The 18518-nt window shown below is 46.1% G+C and carries 10 protein-coding genes and 1 pseudogene; 7 read left to right on the top strand and 4 right to left on the bottom strand.

Annotation, left to right across the window (positions count from 1 at the left end; genetic code table 11):
* Nucleotides 1–37: 37 nt before the first annotated feature.
* From JOE49_RS21830 to JOE49_RS21810, 5 genes are all read left to right on the top strand, one after another.
* Entirely contained in the window at nucleotides 38–1720 is a 1683-nt protein-coding gene (locus JOE49_RS21830) for a type 2 periplasmic-binding domain-containing protein (protein ID WP_209942792.1), read from the top strand.
* A 243-nt stretch (nucleotides 1721–1963) separates the two neighbouring features.
* Complete coding sequence (locus tag JOE49_RS21825) at nucleotides 1964–2854, top strand: ABC transporter permease (RefSeq protein WP_025718416.1); 891 nt, start codon at nucleotides 1964–1966, stop codon at nucleotides 2852–2854.
* Between the two features lie 27 nt (nucleotides 2855–2881).
* Nucleotides 2882–3760, top strand: coding sequence for a carbohydrate ABC transporter permease (locus tag JOE49_RS21820; protein ID WP_023989359.1), 879 nt, complete (start codon nucleotides 2882–2884; stop codon nucleotides 3758–3760).
* A gap of 28 nt (nucleotides 3761–3788) precedes the next feature.
* Complete coding sequence (locus tag JOE49_RS21815; RefSeq protein ID WP_339200485.1) at nucleotides 3789–5876, top strand: beta-galactosidase; 2088 nt, start codon at nucleotides 3789–3791, stop codon at nucleotides 5874–5876.
* A gap of 101 nt (nucleotides 5877–5977) precedes the next feature.
* Nucleotides 5978–7030 (top strand): glycoside hydrolase family 53 protein, encoded by a 1053-nt coding sequence (locus JOE49_RS21810; protein ID WP_068941472.1) that lies wholly within the window; start codon nucleotides 5978–5980, stop codon nucleotides 7028–7030.
* Nucleotides 7031–7126: 96 nt separating this feature from the next.
* Here the strand turns inward: JOE49_RS21810 and JOE49_RS21805 are convergent, their stop codons facing one another.
* From JOE49_RS21805 to JOE49_RS21790, 4 genes are all read right to left on the bottom strand, one after another.
* The gene (locus JOE49_RS21805) at nucleotides 7127–8890 is read right to left on the bottom strand and encodes a methyl-accepting chemotaxis protein (RefSeq protein WP_076264806.1); all 1764 of its coding nucleotides are present in this window, start codon (nucleotides 8888–8890) and stop codon (nucleotides 7127–7129) included.
* 325 nt (nucleotides 8891–9215) lie between these two features.
* Complete coding sequence (locus JOE49_RS21800; RefSeq protein ID WP_160789861.1) at nucleotides 9216–10175, bottom strand: AEC family transporter; 960 nt, start codon at nucleotides 10173–10175, stop codon at nucleotides 9216–9218.
* A gap of 98 nt (nucleotides 10176–10273) precedes the next feature.
* On the bottom strand, nucleotides 10274–11992 hold the full coding sequence (locus tag JOE49_RS21795; protein ID WP_209942790.1) for an NAD-dependent malic enzyme: 1719 nt from the start codon (nucleotides 11990–11992) through the stop codon (nucleotides 10274–10276).
* Between the two features lie 379 nt (nucleotides 11993–12371).
* The gene (locus JOE49_RS21790; RefSeq protein ID WP_053325731.1) at nucleotides 12372–13613 is read right to left on the bottom strand and encodes a nitrate/nitrite transporter; all 1242 of its coding nucleotides are present in this window, start codon (nucleotides 13611–13613) and stop codon (nucleotides 12372–12374) included.
* A gap of 419 nt (nucleotides 13614–14032) precedes the next feature.
* Here JOE49_RS21790 and nirB point away from each other — a divergent pair.
* A pseudogene (gene nirB / locus JOE49_RS21785) lies at nucleotides 14033–16208 on the top strand (nitrite reductase large subunit NirB).
* An 86-nt stretch (nucleotides 16209–16294) separates the two neighbouring features.
* Complete coding sequence (nasC, locus tag JOE49_RS21780; RefSeq protein ID WP_209942788.1) at nucleotides 16295–18475, top strand: assimilatory nitrate reductase catalytic subunit NasC; 2181 nt, start codon at nucleotides 16295–16297, stop codon at nucleotides 18473–18475.
* Nucleotides 18476–18518 lie beyond the last annotated feature (43 nt).

The following is an 18518-nucleotide window of genomic DNA, read 5'->3' as shown; positions in this document are numbered from 1 at the left end:
TAAAAGAGTAGAAAATGATTTTTAGAGGGGGAACAATATGCGAGTTCATTCGAAAAAAAAGTTGTTGTCGTTGCTCGCCGCAACTATGGTATTAGGAGTTGGCCTTGTGGGCTGCTCAGGATCGGGAAATGATGGGAATGCGGACAGCACAGCTAAAACTGAAAACGTATACAAAGAAAAATACAATCCAGAAGTCACAATTTCCACGGTATGGGGTGTAGATCCCGCCTTAAAATTTAAAAATGGTGAATCTATCGAAAATAACATTGCGACAAAATGGGCTAAAGAGAAATTCGGTATTAATATCAAATCACTCTGGTCCGTCACAGATACGAATGGTGCATTTGCTACGAAGCTGCGATTGGCTATGTCCTCCGGTCAGGAGATGCCAGACGTGGTTGTATTGGGGACGGAGAATGAGCAACTGGCACAGGACATGATTGATTCCGGTATGTTTGCAGAGGCTGGTCCGTTGTTTGACAAGTACGCTTCGGATTCCTGGAAGCAGGCGATGAATCAGGATACAAACGTATGGAATCAGTATAGCCGAGATGGCAAAAAAATGGGTATTCCTGTGCTTGATTTTGCCTATAACCATGATTATGTATTGTGGGTACGACAAGATTGGTTGGATAAGCTGGGTATGAAGGCTCCAGAGACGATGGATGACTTGGAAAAAGTGATGGACGCCTTTAAAAATAAAAATCCGGACGGACTGGCTCCGAACAAAGTGATTCCGCTCAGCATCGGTTTCAAAACATCCATGAACACTTGGATGGGTGACCCATCCTGGATTTTCGGGGCATATGGCACTCTACCTCAGCAGTGGAACAAAGGCACAGATGGCAGTTTGGAATATGGCTCCGTGCAGCCTGGCATGAAGCCGGGTTTGCAAAAGCTGAGCGAGTGGCTCAAAAAGGGATATATTCCTCAGGAAGCAGCATTGTGGGATGAAAATAAAACGTCAGAACCTACAGTCGCAGGAACAGCCGGTATGATTCCTGGACCATATTGGATGAGCGGCTGGCCGCTTCAGGATACAGTCAAAAATGCGCCGGGTGCCGTGTGGAAGCCGATCAAGATTCCAACGGGTCCTGACAACAAAGCCATGCGCCACGGAACGCAATATACCAATGGTGTTGTACTAATCAACAAACAAATGCAGCATCCTGAAGCTTTTTTCACTTATCAAAATTACTTGTTTGACCATTATGCTAATGCTAAACCGGACGGTGATTTGTCGAATGGGCTGTTTAAGGGCTACGATTATGATTTGGATGCGGGCGGAAAGCTAATGTCTATCGATAAAATACCAGGCGGTTATGTAAACTCTTTTCGTTATTTGCTGGTTCGTGATGGCGCGCGTATACCTGATGCCCAAATGAAGGCTTTGTTAAGTTTGGCTAACGGCGCAGAACCAAAGACCCGTCTGGAGAAAGATGTAATGGTGAATTACGGGAAAGATACTCCTGCAGCTGCCAAAGTGCTTATGGAACAGAAGGATATCTCCATGAAAGATCAGTTCACGGGCCCTACTACGCCAACCATGAAGGCTAAAAAGGACTATCTGGATAAGATTGAAAGTCAGACCTTCAATGAAATTATTTATGGCAAGCAGCCGATCTCTGCTTTTGATACCTTTGTACAGACGTGGAAAACAGCTGGTGGCGAACAAATTACAAATGAAGTAAACGAATGGTATAAAAGCGTCGAAAAGTAAAATCATGATGTTGTAATAGTTAGGAGGGCTGTCCCAAGGTGGACAGCCTTTTTACTACAGCTTTATCAGGATTGAGTAGAAATAAATGCGCTATTATGACGTGTGTGAAAAAAATTTTCATTCGTTTGGCGAACTTAAAAAATGATTGCTTTTGTGCCATGTATGTTGGTTTTTTGAACTGTTGGGACAGCGAAAACGCTTTTATAATTGAAGTATACCATGAGAGTTACAGGAGGAACTGCAATGAGAAGTCTGCAACGTACGTGGCCATTTCATATCATGCTGCTGCCAGCCATCATTTTCTTAATTGTATTCAGCTACATTCCGATGGGCGGCATCGTGATGGCCTTTCAAAATTACAAACCTTGGCTAGGCATAACTGGTTCCGAGTGGGTTGGACTGGATAACTTCCGCTTTTTGTTTCAACGGGAGGACAGTCTTCAAGTCGTCTGGAATACACTAATTATTGCTGTGTTAAAGATGTTTTTCAATCTGGTGGTTCCGTTTGTTTTTGCTATACTGCTGAATGAAATTCGCAAGGTCGGCCTTCAGCGATCCATTCAGACACTGGTTTATCTGCCACACTTTCTTTCGTGGGTCATCTTGGGCGGAATTCTGATTGACCTGTTGGCTACAGATGGATTTATGAATCGTATTCTCGGTAGTTTCGGGATCCAGCCTATCTTTTTTCTGGGAGAAAATAACTGGTTTCGGTTTACTGTCATTGTATCGGATATATGGAAGGAGTTCGGATACAACACCATCGTATTTCTTGCTGCACTGGCGGGTATTAATCCTTCGTTGTATGAGGCTTCTGAAATGGATGGAGCGAGCCGCTGGAGACAGACGCTGCACATCACTGTACCTTCGTTAATTCCGATGGTAGTCGTTGTTGGAACGCTTGCACTTGGCAATGTACTGAATGCCGGTTTTGACCAGATTTTCAACCTTTATAATCCGCTGGTTTACCAAAAAGGCGATATTATTGATACATTCGTCTACCGGACAGCGTTAATCAATGGGGAAATGGGCTTTGCCACCGCAATCGGCTTGTTCAAATCCGTTATCAGTATGATTCTCATTCTGATATCTTATCGACTTGCTTACAAATGGGCAGGTTACCGCATATTTTGATTCCACGAGGCTGAAAGAGGGAGAGTCATGTATCATAAAACAACGCCATATCGCATCTTCAATGTGTTTAACATTTGCTTGCTTGTGATTTTGTCCATCATGTGTATCGTTCCGCTGATTCATGTGTTGGCGGTATCATTTAGTGCTAAATCAGCAGCAGATGCCAATCTGGTTGGGCTGTGGCCGGTGCAATTTTCATTAGAAGCCTATAAGAAGACGATGAATAACCCAATTTTTCTGCACTCTATCTGGATTTCTGTCTGTCGGACTGTATTGGGAACCGGCTTAACATTGCTTATTACCTTTTTAGCTGCTTATCCACTTTCAAAGGAAACATCTGTGTTCCGTAGCAGAAACGTATATTCATGGTTGTTCGTATTCAGCATGATTTTTAACGGTGGTCTGGTTCCATTCTATATGGTTATTCAAAAGATCCATCTTATGGACAGCTTCTGGGTACTTGTTTTGCCAGGAGCGGTCAACACATTTCTGGTCATCCTTATGTTGAACTTTTTTAGAGGAATTCCTAAAGAGATGGAAGAGGCCGCATTGATCGACGGAGCAGGACATTTTCGGACATTGTTTAGTATCTTTTTACCGATATCCCTGCCTTCCATTGCCACGATTGCGCTGTTTAGTATGGTATTTCATTGGAACTCCTGGTTTGACGGTCTGCTCTATTTGAGCAATGCAAAGGACTATCCGCTGGCGACGTTCCTGCAAACTGTAATTATTCAGAAGGACATGAGTTCCATGAGCATGAGTCCCAAAGAGATGGAATTACTTTCTCAAACGACGGTTAATGCTGCGCAAATTTTCATTGGTGCAGCGCCTATTCTCATTGTATATCCATTTTTACAAAAGTATTTTGTTAAAGGTATGACGCTAGGTTCCGTCAAAGAGTAACAGAATTCATAGAAGGAGATGATTTGTAGTGACGAATCAAAACATAATCAAGTACCCTCCCATTAGTGAGCGAGTTCCACGTATGCTGCATGGCGCGGACTATAACCCGGAGCAATGGCAGCATTACCCTGACGTGTTAGCGGAGGATATCCGTCTAATGAAACTAGCCAAATGCAACGTGATGTCTGTCGGTATTTTCTCATGGGTTTCATTGGAGCCTGAGGAAGGTGTATTTACGTTTGAGTGGCTGGATCGTATTCTGGATTCGTTTGCTGAGAACGGAATCTATGCTTTTTTGGCCACTCCTAGTGGAGCAAGACCAGCCTGGATGTCACAAAAATATCCTGAGGTGCTGCGTGTGGAGGCTAACCGTGTCCGTAACCTGCACGGGTTTCGCCATAATCACTGTTCTACATCGCCTGTTTACCGGGAAAAAGTACGTATCATGAATACGAAGCTGGCCGAGCGTTATGCTAACCATCCTGCTGTGATTGGCTGGCATATTTCCAATGAATTTGGTGGAGATTGCCACTGTGATTATTGTCAGGAGGCATTTCGTGCTTGGGTCGAGGATAAATACGGTACGCTGGACAAGCTTAATCACGCATGGTGGACGACCTTTTGGAGTCATACGATTACGGATTGGAGCCAAGTTGAGTCCCCGGCACCTCACGGTGAAACACAGGTCCATGCCCTGAATTTGGACTGGAGACGGTTTGTGACCGATCAGACCGCAGATTTTATCAAACATGAGATTGTGCCGCTCAAGGCTGCAAATCCAGCAATTCCGGTCACAACCAATTTAATGGAGTTTTTTGAAGGGTTGAATTACTGGAAGTTTGCTGATCTGCTCGATGTTATATCCTGGGATAGTTACCCAACATGGCATGACCGTGAGGGAGATGATAGCCGTCAGGCTGCTAAAGTGGCCATGATGCACGATATTATTCGTTCAATCAAGGGAGGCAAGCCTTGGATGCTCATGGAGAGTACGCCGAGTTTGACGAACTGGCAAGACGTAAGCAAGCTGAAGCGACCAGGAATGCATCTTCTATCGTCTTTACAGGCTGTGGCACACGGGTCAGACACCGTTCAATATTTTCAGTGGCGGAAAAGCCGCGGTTCGAGTGAAAAGCTGCATGGTGCGGTTGTCGATCATGTCGGACATGAGCACACTCGTGTATTTGGAGATGTGACAGAGGTCGGTAATGCGCTGGAAAAACTGGAGGAGGTTATCGGTACATCGGTACCGGCGGAGGCCGCAGTCATTTTTGACTGGGAGAACCGTTGGGGAATCAACGATTCACAGGGACCGCGGAACAAGGGTGTGAAATATGAGGAGACAGCTGAAGCGCATTATTTGGCACTTTGGGAGCAGGGAGTGCCCGTAGATGTCATTCATATGGATGCAGATTTCTCCAAATACAAACTTTTGGTAGCTCCGATGTTGTATATGGTCCGCAGCGGTGTGGGGGAACGTATACAGAAGTTTGTTGAAAACGGTGGCGTTTTCGTAGCAACCTATTGGTCTGGTATTGTAGATGAACATGATTTGTGCTTCCTTGGAGGCTTTCCGGGCCCGCTTCGTAAGACGCTGGGGATCTGGTCGGAAGAGATTGACGGATTGCATGATCATGACCGTAATCACATTTTGCCGGTTGAAGGCAATGAGCTGGATCTGCAAGGGGAGTATGAAGCTGTAGAATTGTGTGATCTCATTCATACGGAGGGTGCTGAGGTACTGGCTGTATACGGCTCAGACTTTTATGCAGGACGCCCGGCTTTGACGGTGAACCGTTTGGGAGAGGGAAAGGCTTATTACATCGCATCACGCAACACCGGACTGTTCCACAGTCATTTTTACAGAAGTTTAATTGATGATGCAGGAATCAGTAAAGCGCTCAATGTGAAGTTGCCTCATGGAGTGAATACAGCGATTCGTACCGATGGGGTTCATGATTATATTTTTATACTGAATTTCACGCATGAGCCGCAAAAGATTACGTTGGATGGACGAACTTATGTGGATATGCTTGAAAATCATGAGATAGAAGACGGCAGCGTTCAATTGGATGCCTACGCTGTTAAGGTTTTAAAGACAGAGCGCAATAAATAGAACATGATATTAAAGTGTGATCTCTGTCGTTTTCCCGAGTGAGGGAACTGGTAGTTGGTCAGAGGCAATGAGAAGTATACAATTCGGATGGGAGATGACTTATGAAAACAGGTAACCGCACGATGGTATTTGCGATGTTGATCTTGCTATCCAGCTTATTGTATCCGTTCGGCTCTGTAGGGTTGGGTGCGGCTTCGGCCGCCCCTGCTTTCGCCAAAGGAGCAGATATAAGCTGGGTAGCAGGAATGGAAGCGCAAGGTATGACTTGGAAGGATAAAAAGGGTGTTCGTCGAGATATACTGCAAATTTTGCGAGATGACTATCAGATCAACTCGGTACGTATCCGTGTGTGGGTAAATCCTGACATGAAAGATTATGCAAGCGGATACATGAATGCCGAAAAGGCAGCAGAACTGGCGCAGCGAGCTAAAAAATTGGGTATGAGCGTTATGCTGACTCTACATTATAGTGATTCCTGGGCAGATCCAGGGCAACAGAACAAACCTTATGCGTGGCGTAATTTTACATTTACACAACTCATGGATGCAGTCTGGTCTCATACGGTTTATGTTATGAACACGATGAAAAGCAAGGGGGTAACACCGGACTGGGTGCAGATCGGTAATGAGACGAACAATGGAATGCTCTGGGAAGACGGCAAAGCTTCGGTGAACATGAAAAACTATGCCTGGCTCGTCAATACAGGTAATAATGCTGTAAAATCGGTAAGCAGCAGTACTAAAACGATAGTACATTTAGCCAACGGGGATAACGGTTCCGTGTTGAACTGGAATATCGGCGGGCTGATTGATAATGGAGCTCAGTTTGATCTCATCGGGCTGTCTTTGTATCCGTCTCCTTCTGACTGGCAGGGCAAGGTGGATCAGACGATTACCAATGCCAATAACCTCATTGCCAAATACGGTAAAGGTATTGTCATCAGTGAAATCGGGATGGAATATAACGAACCTGCAGCTTCCAAGGCATTTATTTCTGCAATCAAAACAAAGGTTCGGAACATCGGAGGCGGCAAAGGTACAGGGGTATTTTATTGGGAGCCGGCTGCAACTCCAGGTTACAATCAAGGTTATAACAAAGGTGCTTGGCAGGCTGACGGTAAACCAACCTCAGCTTTGGAAGGATTTGTAAATTAAGAAGTATGTAAGAGTATATCAAAGAACCTCTAGTTCGCTTTCTATGCAGACTAGAGGTTCTTTATTGTTATCTTGAGTTACTTGGAAGTTATAAAATTAGGCTTCCCGGTTCACCTTGAAGAACGAAATGAGCTCTTCCAGCTCCCCGGACATCAATGTAAGCTTGTCAGAAGCTTGGACAATAGAAGCCATAGACTCAGCCTGTTCTCCAATGGTATGCTCGATTTGTTTGCTGCTGCCGACTGTTTTGCTAACTGTCGAAGACAGCTCGTCAGAGGTAGCTGACATTTCCTGCGTGCTGGCCGAGATCTGCTCCGTTGCGCTGGATACCTCCTGAATTTGTGACGACACTTTATTAGACGCATCTAAAATTTCAGAGAACATTTCGCCTGTCTGCTTCGTAACTTCCAGCCCAATGTGAACTTCTTTTGTACCAAGGCTGATGCCTTTTACAGTCTGCTCAATTTCTCTTTGGATTTCTTCAATGAGCTCTGCAATTTGTTTGGCAGACTCTTGAGACTGTTCAGCCAAATTACGCACTTCTCCTGCTACGACTGCAAAACCTTTGCCCTCTTCACCGACTCTGGCAGCTTCAATAGAAGCGTTCAGTGCAAGCAGATTCGTTTGACTGGCAATGCCTGTAATGATGCTGACGATATTGCTGATTTCGTTAGAACGGTTCTGCAGCGCATTAACGGAATCAGCTGTACTTTCCATTGTAGTGGAGATGGAGTCCATTTGAGCGGAAAGCTTTTGGGCTACCTGATTGCCTTCAACGGAGCGTTTTTCCATAGAATAAGCTTGATCGGCTACGGAAGAGGAGCTTTCGGCAATCGTTTGGATAACTGTCGACATTTCATTCATAGCTCTGGAGCTTTCAAGTGCTGCGTGATCCTGAGCTTCAAGCCCCTGGGTTATTTCCTGAATATTGCTGTTAATGACGTTCGTATTCGTACTGTTTTTCTCGCTAATGCTTAACAATTCCTGGGCAGATCCCGTAACCTCTTGCGTCGTATCCTGTACTTTCACCATGGTATCGTTAAGGCGTTTGATCATAGAATTAAATTTTTGATTGATAATGCCAAGGTCGTCCTCGCCTGTCTTGATTTTTACATTCAGATTCCCCTCGCTGACTTCTTCAATGCCCTTCATCAGGCTACGAATCGGGGAGAGGGTACGTTTTACCAGTAAATATTGGACCGTTAAGAAGATCGCAAGGAACAGAATGAGCAATGAAACACCATATACAAGCAATTTATGAAGTCCGTTAGGTACAGAGCTCGCGTCTACGTCAAAGTATATCGCACTTGTGATTTTACCGCTTTCATCTGTAATTGGGTAAACAATGGTCGTCCATGTACCAAAATCGTCAGTATAAAAGCTGCTAAACGCTGAGTCTTTAGATTGAAGCATTTTATTTACACCTTGTACATTTTCGTCTGGAAGAGTGTACATATCCCCAATATTCATCTTCGAGTCTTGGAAAGCTTGGACTAAATTTGTAGGAACGCCAATAATGGAGGTTTGATTTCCTTCTGTTAGTTCTGTGCCAAATATGTAAGCTTGGGCAACATTAGGATAAAATGTGTGGATAGAATCTAGGAATTTGCGTAAATCCTGTTGAGCAGAACCGTTATAATCTTTTTCGCTTAATGCTTGTTGTACTTTTGTTTTGTCAACATCTTCTGCCCATTTTTTAGTCAATACTTTAACTTGGTCTTGCAGCTGCGTGGTGAGAATGTTCTTTTGAAGTATATAGCTGGATGTGATGAGAATAGCACCTATTAATACGATGTTAAGAAAAGAGATTAATAGATTTTTACCAAAAAAGGACATAGTTCTCCACTTCAAGTTTTTCACGTTTTCTTCTCCTTTGAATTAGCAATTTAGTTTCATATACAACCTACCCCATATATATTTCGACAATTTGCTTTCTAAATGTTAGGTATTTATTAAAAGGGAGAGTAGAAGGTTATTCAAAAAGAACGGCGGCCCCTAGTGAATGAAACGATGGGACCGCCGCTTGTCGGCAAAACTGGATTTTATGTTGTTTTTCCAACTCAATTCTTACTAAATCACTTTATTGTTCGAACAATATTTAAAAAATAAGATAAATGAGAGCAAACGGGTATACTTTATACCTATAAATACCTGGATTGCATTGAGGGTTCTTAAGTTTCTGTCCCTATAAAAGAAGTGAAATGAGTAAGGGTAGTGAAATGAGCGATAAGACTGAGCTAATAACAAATGCAGATGCAGCTTCCGTTTCCAGTGTTTCATAACGGGTAGCAATCATAGCGGCCACAGCCGAGCCGGGAAAAGCGACAAGCAATACGGCTTTGGTTACATCCTCATGGGATAGTCCTATCAGAACAGCAATACCGAGCATAACCATAGGCATCACGATGGCTTTCAGTACAGCGATGCTAAGTGCTTTTGGACTGAACGTAATCTTTTTGATACCAATGGTTACCCCGATGGCAAATAGGGCTGTACCAGCAGTAATATTGCCGATTTGATCAAACATGGATTGTAAAAGTTTCGGAGCGTGGAATCCACATAGAGTCAATACGACACCAAACAAGGGTACGCAGGCAAGCGGCTCGCTGAGTCCATGAAGGACTGATTTCATAGTGACTTTAAATAAGTTGCCTTTAGTGCCGTCGGATTCTGTTGTTTTGCGCTGACCGACCGTTCCCAAAATACTTGCAAGCGGATCAAGAATGGCATTAACGACGATCCCAGTAATCGCAATAGGGATGGCGACTGCCGCACTTCCGAACAAGCTTCCCAGAACCGGAATTCCCATGAATGCGAAAGAAGGCTGTGTTGAATTCAATGCGAACATGGAGGATTCAGTCAGGCCTTTTTTGGTAATTAAGCGATAAACAATGAGCAATACAATATAAAAGCCGATTACACCAAGTAGCAAAGCCACAAGAAAGGGCCACTTTTGAATCAATGTCTCTCTTGGTGTCGTCGTAATACCAATAAACAAGTGTGCAGGTAGAGCAAACTTCGTCACGAGTGTATTTAATCCCTTAGAAGAAGCAGGGTTAAAAGCCTTAAACAATCCTGCGAAATAACCAATTAAAATGACAAAGAAAATAGGAATTAAGATAATAAAAATATGACCTGTAGCCATGATGTCGCCTCCAATGAAGATGTCCGCCAAAAATGGCGGACATCAGTTAAATAATCACTTTGCGTATGCAAGTACAAATTTGATGTTGTCGCTATTTTTTAAACCAGGACCGCTTCCTGACCATATTGTTTGATTGTTTTATATTTGCAGTCCCACATCGCATCTCGAACCGCTTGTGCGATATCGTCCGGTTGATGACGCGCTACTCCATCCTGAACTGCTGCCTTGGCCACAGCCACGGCTACCGCTTCAGATACTTCGCGTAATTCATTGATTTTTGGCAGCAGGGAAGCACCAGGCTGCGACAAATCAACCATTTGAGCTACTGCATGGGCAGCTGCTGCAAACATGCTATCTGTTATAATTTTGGATTTTACCACGATTGCGCCAAGACCAAGACCCGGGAACACGAAAGCATTGTTGGATTGCCCAATTTCAAACTTAATATTGTTATAGATCACCGGCTCAAAAGGACTTCCTGTTGCAATGAGGGCTTTTCCTTCGGTCCAGTGGATCAAATCTTGCGGAGTTGCTTCTGCCAGTGGAGTCGGGTTGGACATAGGCATAATAATAGGACGTTCTGTATGTTTGGCCATTTCTTTAACGATTTCCTCACTAAATGCCCCAGTAACACCGGAAGTACCAATCATAATCGTCGGTTTTACGCGGCGAATGACTTCAAGCAGTGGGATTTTGCCATCCTCAGCATGTTCCCAGTCACGGCATTCTGCAACATCACGCACATAAGGGACTTGGAATGGAAAAAGTCCTTCTGTTTCGTTGGTAAGCAGGCCACGGTAATCATAAGCCCAGAAGTTACGTTTTGCTTCTGCTTCTGACAGTCCTTCCAGCATCATGGCTGCGCTAATTTGGTCTGCATTGCCGATTCCAGCAGCTCCTGGGCCAAAGACTAGAACCCGATGCTTGCTCAGTGGGATTCCGGACAATTGAACACCGGACATTACACCTGCGAGCGTAACCGCTCCAGTACCTTGAATATCGTCATTAAAAGTCAAAATACTATCTCCGTATTTATTGATAATGTTCCGTGCGTTGACATTGCCCAGATCTTCCCAGTGCAGCAGGGCATTCGGGAAAAAGGAAAGTGCAGCTTGAACATAAGTGTCAATAAATTGGTCATATTGTTTTCCACGTACACGCTTATGACGATTCCCCATATATAAAGGATCTTCCAATAGCTTCTCGTTGTTTGTACCTGCATCAAGAACAACTGCCAGTACTCGGCTAGGATCTATACCAGCAGCAGCAGTATACACAGCAAGCTTACCAATAGAGATATTAATACCTCCGACTCCCCAGTCCCCGATTCCCAAAATACTCTCGGAATCTGTGGCTACGATCAGGTCGATATCATCAGGGTCTAGGTTCAAATTCTTAAAAGCCTCTCCAATACCCGCCAGATTATCAATAGATAAATACATACCACCAGGTTTGTGATATTCATGACTGTATTCCTGTATAGCCTGGCCTACTGTTGGTGTATAAACAATCGGGAGCATTTCGCTTAGGTGCTCAGAGAGCAAACGATAATAAAGGACGGTATTCCGATTAAAAAGATCATTTAACGCAACATTTTTACGCAAATTATCCGGTTGGCTCTGAAATTGCTCGTAAACCCGCTGAACCTGCTCCTCAATAGTTAATATCGTAGGAGGAAGGAGGCCGTCAAGTCCAAGCTGTTTCCGTTCTTCCAGGGTAAAAGCTACTCCTTTATTCAGCAGTGGGTTGGCAAGTAGATCTTTTCCGGTTAATTTAGTTTCGATAGATCCGTCTTCCGTAAAATGAAAAGCACGCATTTCCAATTCCTTCTTTCTAAAAAATTACATTTAATTAATCCTTGAACAATTCGTGAACAAGTATACGCCTTATTTTAAACCAAGTGAACAAGTATGTTGTGTGAAAAATGGTTATATAAGTGTTTACATAAGAAAAATTATGAAAATGAAAGCGATTTTCAATGTTTTTTGAATGAAAATTTCATTTAATTTTCATGATATTTTCGGAAAATCTTGATTGAATGTGATAATTATCATAGTTTTTTAGGTGTAGTTCGATTAAATGTGCATGAAAAATAGCTTAACTTCATTTTAAATAAACGAAGTTAAGCTATTTTTTGGCTATAGGGATGGTTGAGGGACAAAATTTAATGCTTCGCAGCTCTATGTTTAATGAACATCAGGCATTTAATTCTCCGATGCGATTGACGGCTTCATCAGTAACTGTAGCAGAGCGTTGCATCCAGCTGTTACGCCATTTCAATTGCATGATGATGACGAGGGTAAAGGCACAGAACGTGATTAGGCTCAGAGAGATGAAGCCTGGCATATATGAACCCGTTGATTTGTACAGATGACCCAGTATAAGGGGGAGGAAGTACCCGCCTATGCCACCAGCAGCGCCGACAATGCCGGTCATGAGCCCGATTTCGTTGCCGAACCGCTGCGGAACGAGCTGGAATACGGAGCCGTTGCCAGCGCCAAGGCACATCATGCCTACGAACAGCAGCACAACTACCACGGTAAGTGGCGGTAAAAACGCAATGCCAGCGAGCATAATCCCGGCTCCCGCATACAAGTACATTAACATGCGTGAACCACCAATCCGATCGGACAAAAAGCCGCCTACAGGACGAAAGAAGCTTCCGGCAATCACACAAACGGTTGCAAAATCGGCGGCATGTACCGCGGAGAGGCCATATTGGGTATTGAAGAAAATAGTCAAATAATTAGAAAGACCAACGAATCCGCCAAACGTCACGCAGTAAAAGGCACAGAATACCCAGGCATCCCTCTGTTTGAGCACCGAAGCATATTGCGACAGACTTTTTGGTGCCGGGCGGTGAGGGCTGTTGCGGGCAAAAATACTGAACAGAATGAAGACGGTTAAGATGGGGAGGATAGCCAATCCGAAAACGGCTTCCCAACTGCCAAAATGTTGAGCAATGCGGTTGGCGAACAAAGTCGCAAGGACGGTACCGCTATTACCAGCACCGGCAATTCCCATAGCCAAGCCTTGATGCTCTTTGGGGTACCATTGACTTGCCAACGGCAGCGCAGCTGCAAATGATGCTCCGGCTACACCCAGGAGCAGGGCAACAACGTACAAGTGCTCCAGCGAATCAACCCACAGCCAGCCGAGCAAGAGAGGGATTATCGTAACAAGCATACCAATCTGCCCTGTGAGCTTCGGACCGATATAATCCGACATGAATCCGAGCACGAGCCGCAGCAGGGAACCACCGAGTATGGGTAGGGCAACAAGATTGGCTTTTTGTACAGGGTCCATTGGATAATCATTAGCAATTACAACGGCCAACGGTCCGATCATTCCCCATATCATAAAACTGATATCAAAATACAGAAAGGAGCCAAATAGGGTGGGCTTGTGTCCGCTTTTCCAGAAATTTTTTTTGTTCATTCTCCATCTCTCCTGTTCTAATTGTTGTTCTTTGTCTGCAAAATGTAATTTGAACATGAAAAAGCCGCAAATCGCCCCTACATGGTATCTAGGAAACGGTTTGCGGCTTCATTGCCGTGGTTGACACACCTCATTGTGAGTCGACTTGGTATGATCACGTTGGAGTGATTTTAATCAAATTATAAAAAAGGATCTGTTTTATGTCAATATACGTAACACAAAATCGCAAAAAAATTAAATATAAGACGAAAAATATAGCATTCATGTATTAAATATTGACATGACATTCACAATTCAGTAATCTTAGATACATATCGGCACAACGATGTGCCGACATTTACGGCAACGGTGCCCTTTTCCATGGAATGGAGAAGGGCTTTTTCTGTCTTATTTTATTCGGAGAATGGGGCTGGTTTAATATGATGAAAAAACTGGTCGTCGTCGGCAACGGTATGGCAGGCATCAAATGTGTGGAGGAAATACTCGTTTTGGAGCCAGAGCGGTTCCAAATTACGATATTTGGTGCAGAGCCCCGTCCCGGGTACAACCGAGTGCTCCTGTCCAAAATGCTTCAGGAGGAGAGCTCATTTAAACATATCGTTACCCATGACTGGGACTGGTATGAAGAGAACGGGGTAAAGTTGTACGCGGGTGAACGCGTCTGTCGTATTGATGTTGCAGCCGGGATGGTGGAAACGGAATCCGGTATGAAAGAACCTTATGACATGCTCATATTGGCAACGGGCTCATTGCCTTTCATGCCGCCCATTCCCGGAGCTCGAAAACAGGGAGTAATCGCTTTTCGTGATGTGAATGATTGTGAAACCATGGCGAGATATGCCAAAACATACCGCAAGGCCACGGTTATCGGAGGGGGGCTGTTAGGACTTGAAGGCCGCTCAAGGCCTACTGAATCTAGGGATGGAAACTGAGGTTGTTCATAATGCGCAGTATCTTATGAACCGTCAGCTTGACCGGACGGCGGCTGTGCTTCTGCAGCGAAAGCTGGAGCAACAGGGCATGAGGTTTCATTTGGTGAAGGAAACGGTCAACATCATAGGCCGAAATAGGGCGCATGGATTGATGTTTGCGGACGGAGACAGGTTGGAAACGGATTTGGTGGTGCTGGCGGTTGGTATCCGACCGAATATCGAATTAGCTCAGGACAGCGGTCTGACCGTAAACCGTGCCATTGTCGTGGATGATTATATGCGCACGAGTATTCCCGGTATTTATGCCGTCGGCGAATGTGCTGAGCACCGCGGGATTTCATACGGGCTAGTGGCGCCGCTATATGAGCAGGGCAAAGTGCTGGCAAAAGTCATTTGTGGTCGTGAAACGGCTCCCTATGAAGGGACGGTTCCGTATGCGCAGCTCAAGGTACCGGGAATCCATGTGTTTTCCGCAGGTGACATTCGTGATGAGGGAAACAAGACGGCAGTCATGGAATATAACGGGATGCTGGAGGTTTATAAAAAAGTGATGATGCACGGCGGTGCTGTCACTGGCGCCATTTTGTTCGGAGATACGGCGGAAAGCACCTCGCTGCTCGGAATGGTACAGCGCGGAGCGCCCGCTACAGAGCTTACATCCCGGGATAACAGCGGAAGCAAAGCGGAGGATGCGGCAGCCGCACTGCCGGAAGAGGAAACGGTATGTGCGTGCAACGGCGTGAGTAAGGGGGCTATTTTGCGAGCGATCACTACGGATAAGCTGAAGACGGTGGAAGAGGTGAAGAGCCGGACCAAAGCATCCGGTTCCTGTGGGGGCTGTCGGCCGCTGGTGGCTGCACTGGTCAAAAATAGTTTGTCCCAATCGACAGTTTCCGGACCTGTAGTTACTCCGACCGCCCAAGAAGTAGTCCCTGTGTGTGGATGTACGCATTACGATCATGATTCGCTTAAAACAGCTATGGTGGACGCAGCCTGTCAGACTCCAGATGAAGTAGTGTCCCGTCTCGGTTGGACTAGACAGCAGGGGTGTGAATTGTGTCGGCCGGCTGTACTTTATTATTTGGAATCCCTTGGGTTGCGCGACAGATCTGCGACAAATCCATTAGGTGCTGGTGTTGTGGTTCAGGTCACACCGCAGTACGGAGGAGAAGCGCCCTCTGCGGGTCTGCGCTTTACGAACCTAAATGCCGAGAATCGGGCTTTTGTTGAGTCGGACCTGATGGATCAGGCATTTGTAGAAGTAGCCTGGCTCAGAGAGCGGTTGGTAACTTTATGGGGAAGTCTCGCATTGCCCGCGTTGGTTACAGTTGCTATTTGTCCTGGATCGGCGTATCCGGCAGGTGTACTTGTCCACGATATTGGAATATCCCGATCTCCAGTAGGCTGGGAGGTTTATGCCGGTGGCCATGCAGAGCATCCGGTTCGCCAGGGGCAGCTGCTTGGATTGGAGGAAGACCCGGCAGAAGCGGTCCTGATGGCTGTAGCCTGCTTGCAAATATACCGACATAGTGCCCAGTATGGGGAGAAAATGTGGGAGTGGATTGAAAGGACTGGCGTTCTGGCATTACGGGAAAGTGTGCTTGACGCTGCTCTTCGAAGTGGACTGGCGGGTAGCCTGCGGACCACAATGCTGACAGGATGATGTGATGGGTTGAGTTCAGTTGTGGTGATATTCTATCGTGTGCAGACAATAAAATTCCGAAAAATGGCGAAGGGGAGGTGACTTTGATGTGTAAGTCAGGAGAAGGCAAACCTGAAGCTGGGCTACATGTATCGGCAGTAATGGATACGCAGTGCCCGTTTTGCAGCGTGCAATGTAAGATGACCGTTAACACGGATACGGAGACACTCGCGGGTATCATCCGTACAGTGTATAAGGCGGAAGGGAAGCCTAATGCAGCCTCGCAGGGTAGGCTGTGCATCAAGGGAATGAATGCGCATCAGCATGCGACTCATGCGGAAAGGCTGGTACAGCCCCTCATACGCAAAGAGGGCAAACTTGTTCCCGTCAAGTGGGAAGAGGCGTTGGATACTATAGCTAGCAGTTTCTCTACGCTACTGTCCACACAGGGTCCCGATGCAATCGGAATTTACGGTGGAGGTTCACTCTCCAATGAAACGGCTTATTTACTCGGTAAATTTGCAAGAGTAGCTGTAGGTACGCGATATATCGATTATAACGGGCGCTTCTGCATGTCGGCAGCGGCATCCGCTGGCAGTAAAGTGTTTGGCGTTGATCGCGGACTGACCTGCAGACTGGCTGATATTCCGTTGGCTCGTTGTATTGTGCTTGCAGGCACGAATATCGCTGAATGCCAGCCGACCTTAATGCCTTACTTTCATCAGGCGAAGGAAAACGGCGCGTTTGTCATTGTAATTGACCCGCGCGCGACACCAACGGCGGCGGCCGCCGATTTGCACTTGCAAATCAAGCCAGGTATGGATGCTGTACTGGCCAATGCCATGCTAAAGGTCATCGTGGACGAAGGATTTGCGAATGAAGAGTTTATCCGCAAGCGGACCAACGGCTATGACCAGCTGTTGACTCATTTGAAGGGTGTGGATCTGAGAGAATCGGCTGCGTTGTGCGGAATTGAGGTAGAAATGATCCGGCAGGCAGCACATGCCTTTGGCAGTGTGGAGACCGGCATCGTTTTTACGGCCAGGGGTGTTGAACAGCAGACAGATGGACATATGGCGGTGCGTGCATTTCTTAATCTGGTGCTGGCCACTGGCAAGATTGGAAGGGAAGGATGCGGTTATGGGGCCGTCACAGGCCAGGGAAACGGGCAAGGGGGGCGAGAGCACGGCCAAAAGGCTGACCAGCTTCCTGGTTACAGATCGATTGCGAATGAAGAAGATCGAGCCTATGTGGCGTCTGTGTGGGGAGTTGAACCAAGCAGTTTACCGGGGAAGGGAGTGTCCGCCTATGAAATGATGGAGCTTGTCCATCAGAGAGAAATCCAAGCTTTGTTCGTGATGGGCTCTAATCCTGTTGTATCTAACCCGAATGTCCGGCTGGTGGAGGAAGCCCTCAAAAAGCTGAATCTGCTGGTTGTGGCGGATATGTTTCTCACTGAAACCGCGCGGATGGCCGACGTTGTTTTGCCTGTGACGTCTTATTTGGAGAATACGGGGACGATGACCAATCTGGAGGGCCGCGTTCTGCTACGGGAAGCTGCGAGGTCCGCACCAGGCGAGGCTAGAGATGACTGGAATATTTTGTGTCAGGTAGCTGCAAAGTTAAACAAGAGCAGCTATTTCTCGTACAGGGATGCTGAGCATATCTTTGAAGAACTGCGGCTTGCCAGCCGGGGCGGTCCTGCCGATTATTATGGGATCACATATGACAGGTTGCGTCGTGAAGAAGGGGTATATTGGCCATGCCCGTCTACGGACAGAGCCGGTATGGATACGATGTTTCGGGAAACCTTTGCCCATTCCGATCAAAAGGCTGTTTTTACGGTGGTTGAAAGCTGTGGAGCAGGAGAGGAGATATCAGAGGAGTACCCGCTTATTTTGACGAACGGCCGCGTGCTGGCTCACTATTTGACCGGTGCACAAACGCGCAGAAGTCCGTCGCTGGCCGCACGAGAGATTGAAAATTATGTGGAAATTCATCCGCGGACAGCGCGACGCTGGCATATCAGGGACGGGGAGTGGGTAGAAATAGCATCACAGCGCGGCAGCTTCACTGTCCGCGGCCGGATCAAACCACATATCCGCGAAGATACGCTCTTCGTGCCCATGCATTGGGGTGGGATACAAAATGTAAATCGGGCGACCCGACCCGATCTTGATCCGTTCTGCCGGATGCCTGGCTTCAAAACGGCTGCTGTACGCATCCGTCCCCTTCACCTGGCCGTAGCCGCGACCAGTGCAGATAATGGGGAATGGTCTGAGTTCTAGAGCAGGACTGAGTAAGTGACTTTTTCTTTGCATAAAAGGCCAG

Source organism: Paenibacillus sp. PvR133, from assembly GCF_017833155.1.
In the GTDB taxonomy this organism is placed as follows: domain Bacteria; phylum Bacillota; class Bacilli; order Paenibacillales; family Paenibacillaceae; genus Paenibacillus; species Paenibacillus polymyxa_B.
The sequence above is the reverse complement of the archived record's forward strand: the minus strand, read 5'-3'. Positions and strand labels throughout refer to the sequence as shown.

Coding starts and splice junctions, on each gene's coding strand:
- JOE49_RS21830 (WP_209942792.1), top strand. CDS start 38: ATGCGAGTTCATTCGAAAAAAAAGTTGTTGTCGTTGCTCGCCGCAACT.
- JOE49_RS21790 (WP_053325731.1), bottom strand. CDS start 13,613: ATGAACAAAAAAAATTTCTGGAAAAGCGGACACAAGCCCACCCTATTT.
- nasC (WP_209942788.1), top strand. CDS start 16,295: ATGTGTAAGTCAGGAGAAGGCAAACCTGAAGCTGGGCTACATGTATCG.
- JOE49_RS21795 (WP_209942790.1), bottom strand. CDS start 11,992: ATGCGTGCTTTTCATTTTACGGAAGACGGATCTATCGAAACTAAATTA.
- JOE49_RS21810 (WP_068941472.1), top strand. CDS start 5,978: ATGAAAACAGGTAACCGCACGATGGTATTTGCGATGTTGATCTTGCTA.
- JOE49_RS21825 (WP_025718416.1), top strand. CDS start 1,964: ATGAGAAGTCTGCAACGTACGTGGCCATTTCATATCATGCTGCTGCCA.
- JOE49_RS21800 (WP_160789861.1), bottom strand. CDS start 10,175: ATGGCTACAGGTCATATTTTTATTATCTTAATTCCTATTTTCTTTGTC.
- JOE49_RS21820 (WP_023989359.1), top strand. CDS start 2,882: ATGTATCATAAAACAACGCCATATCGCATCTTCAATGTGTTTAACATT.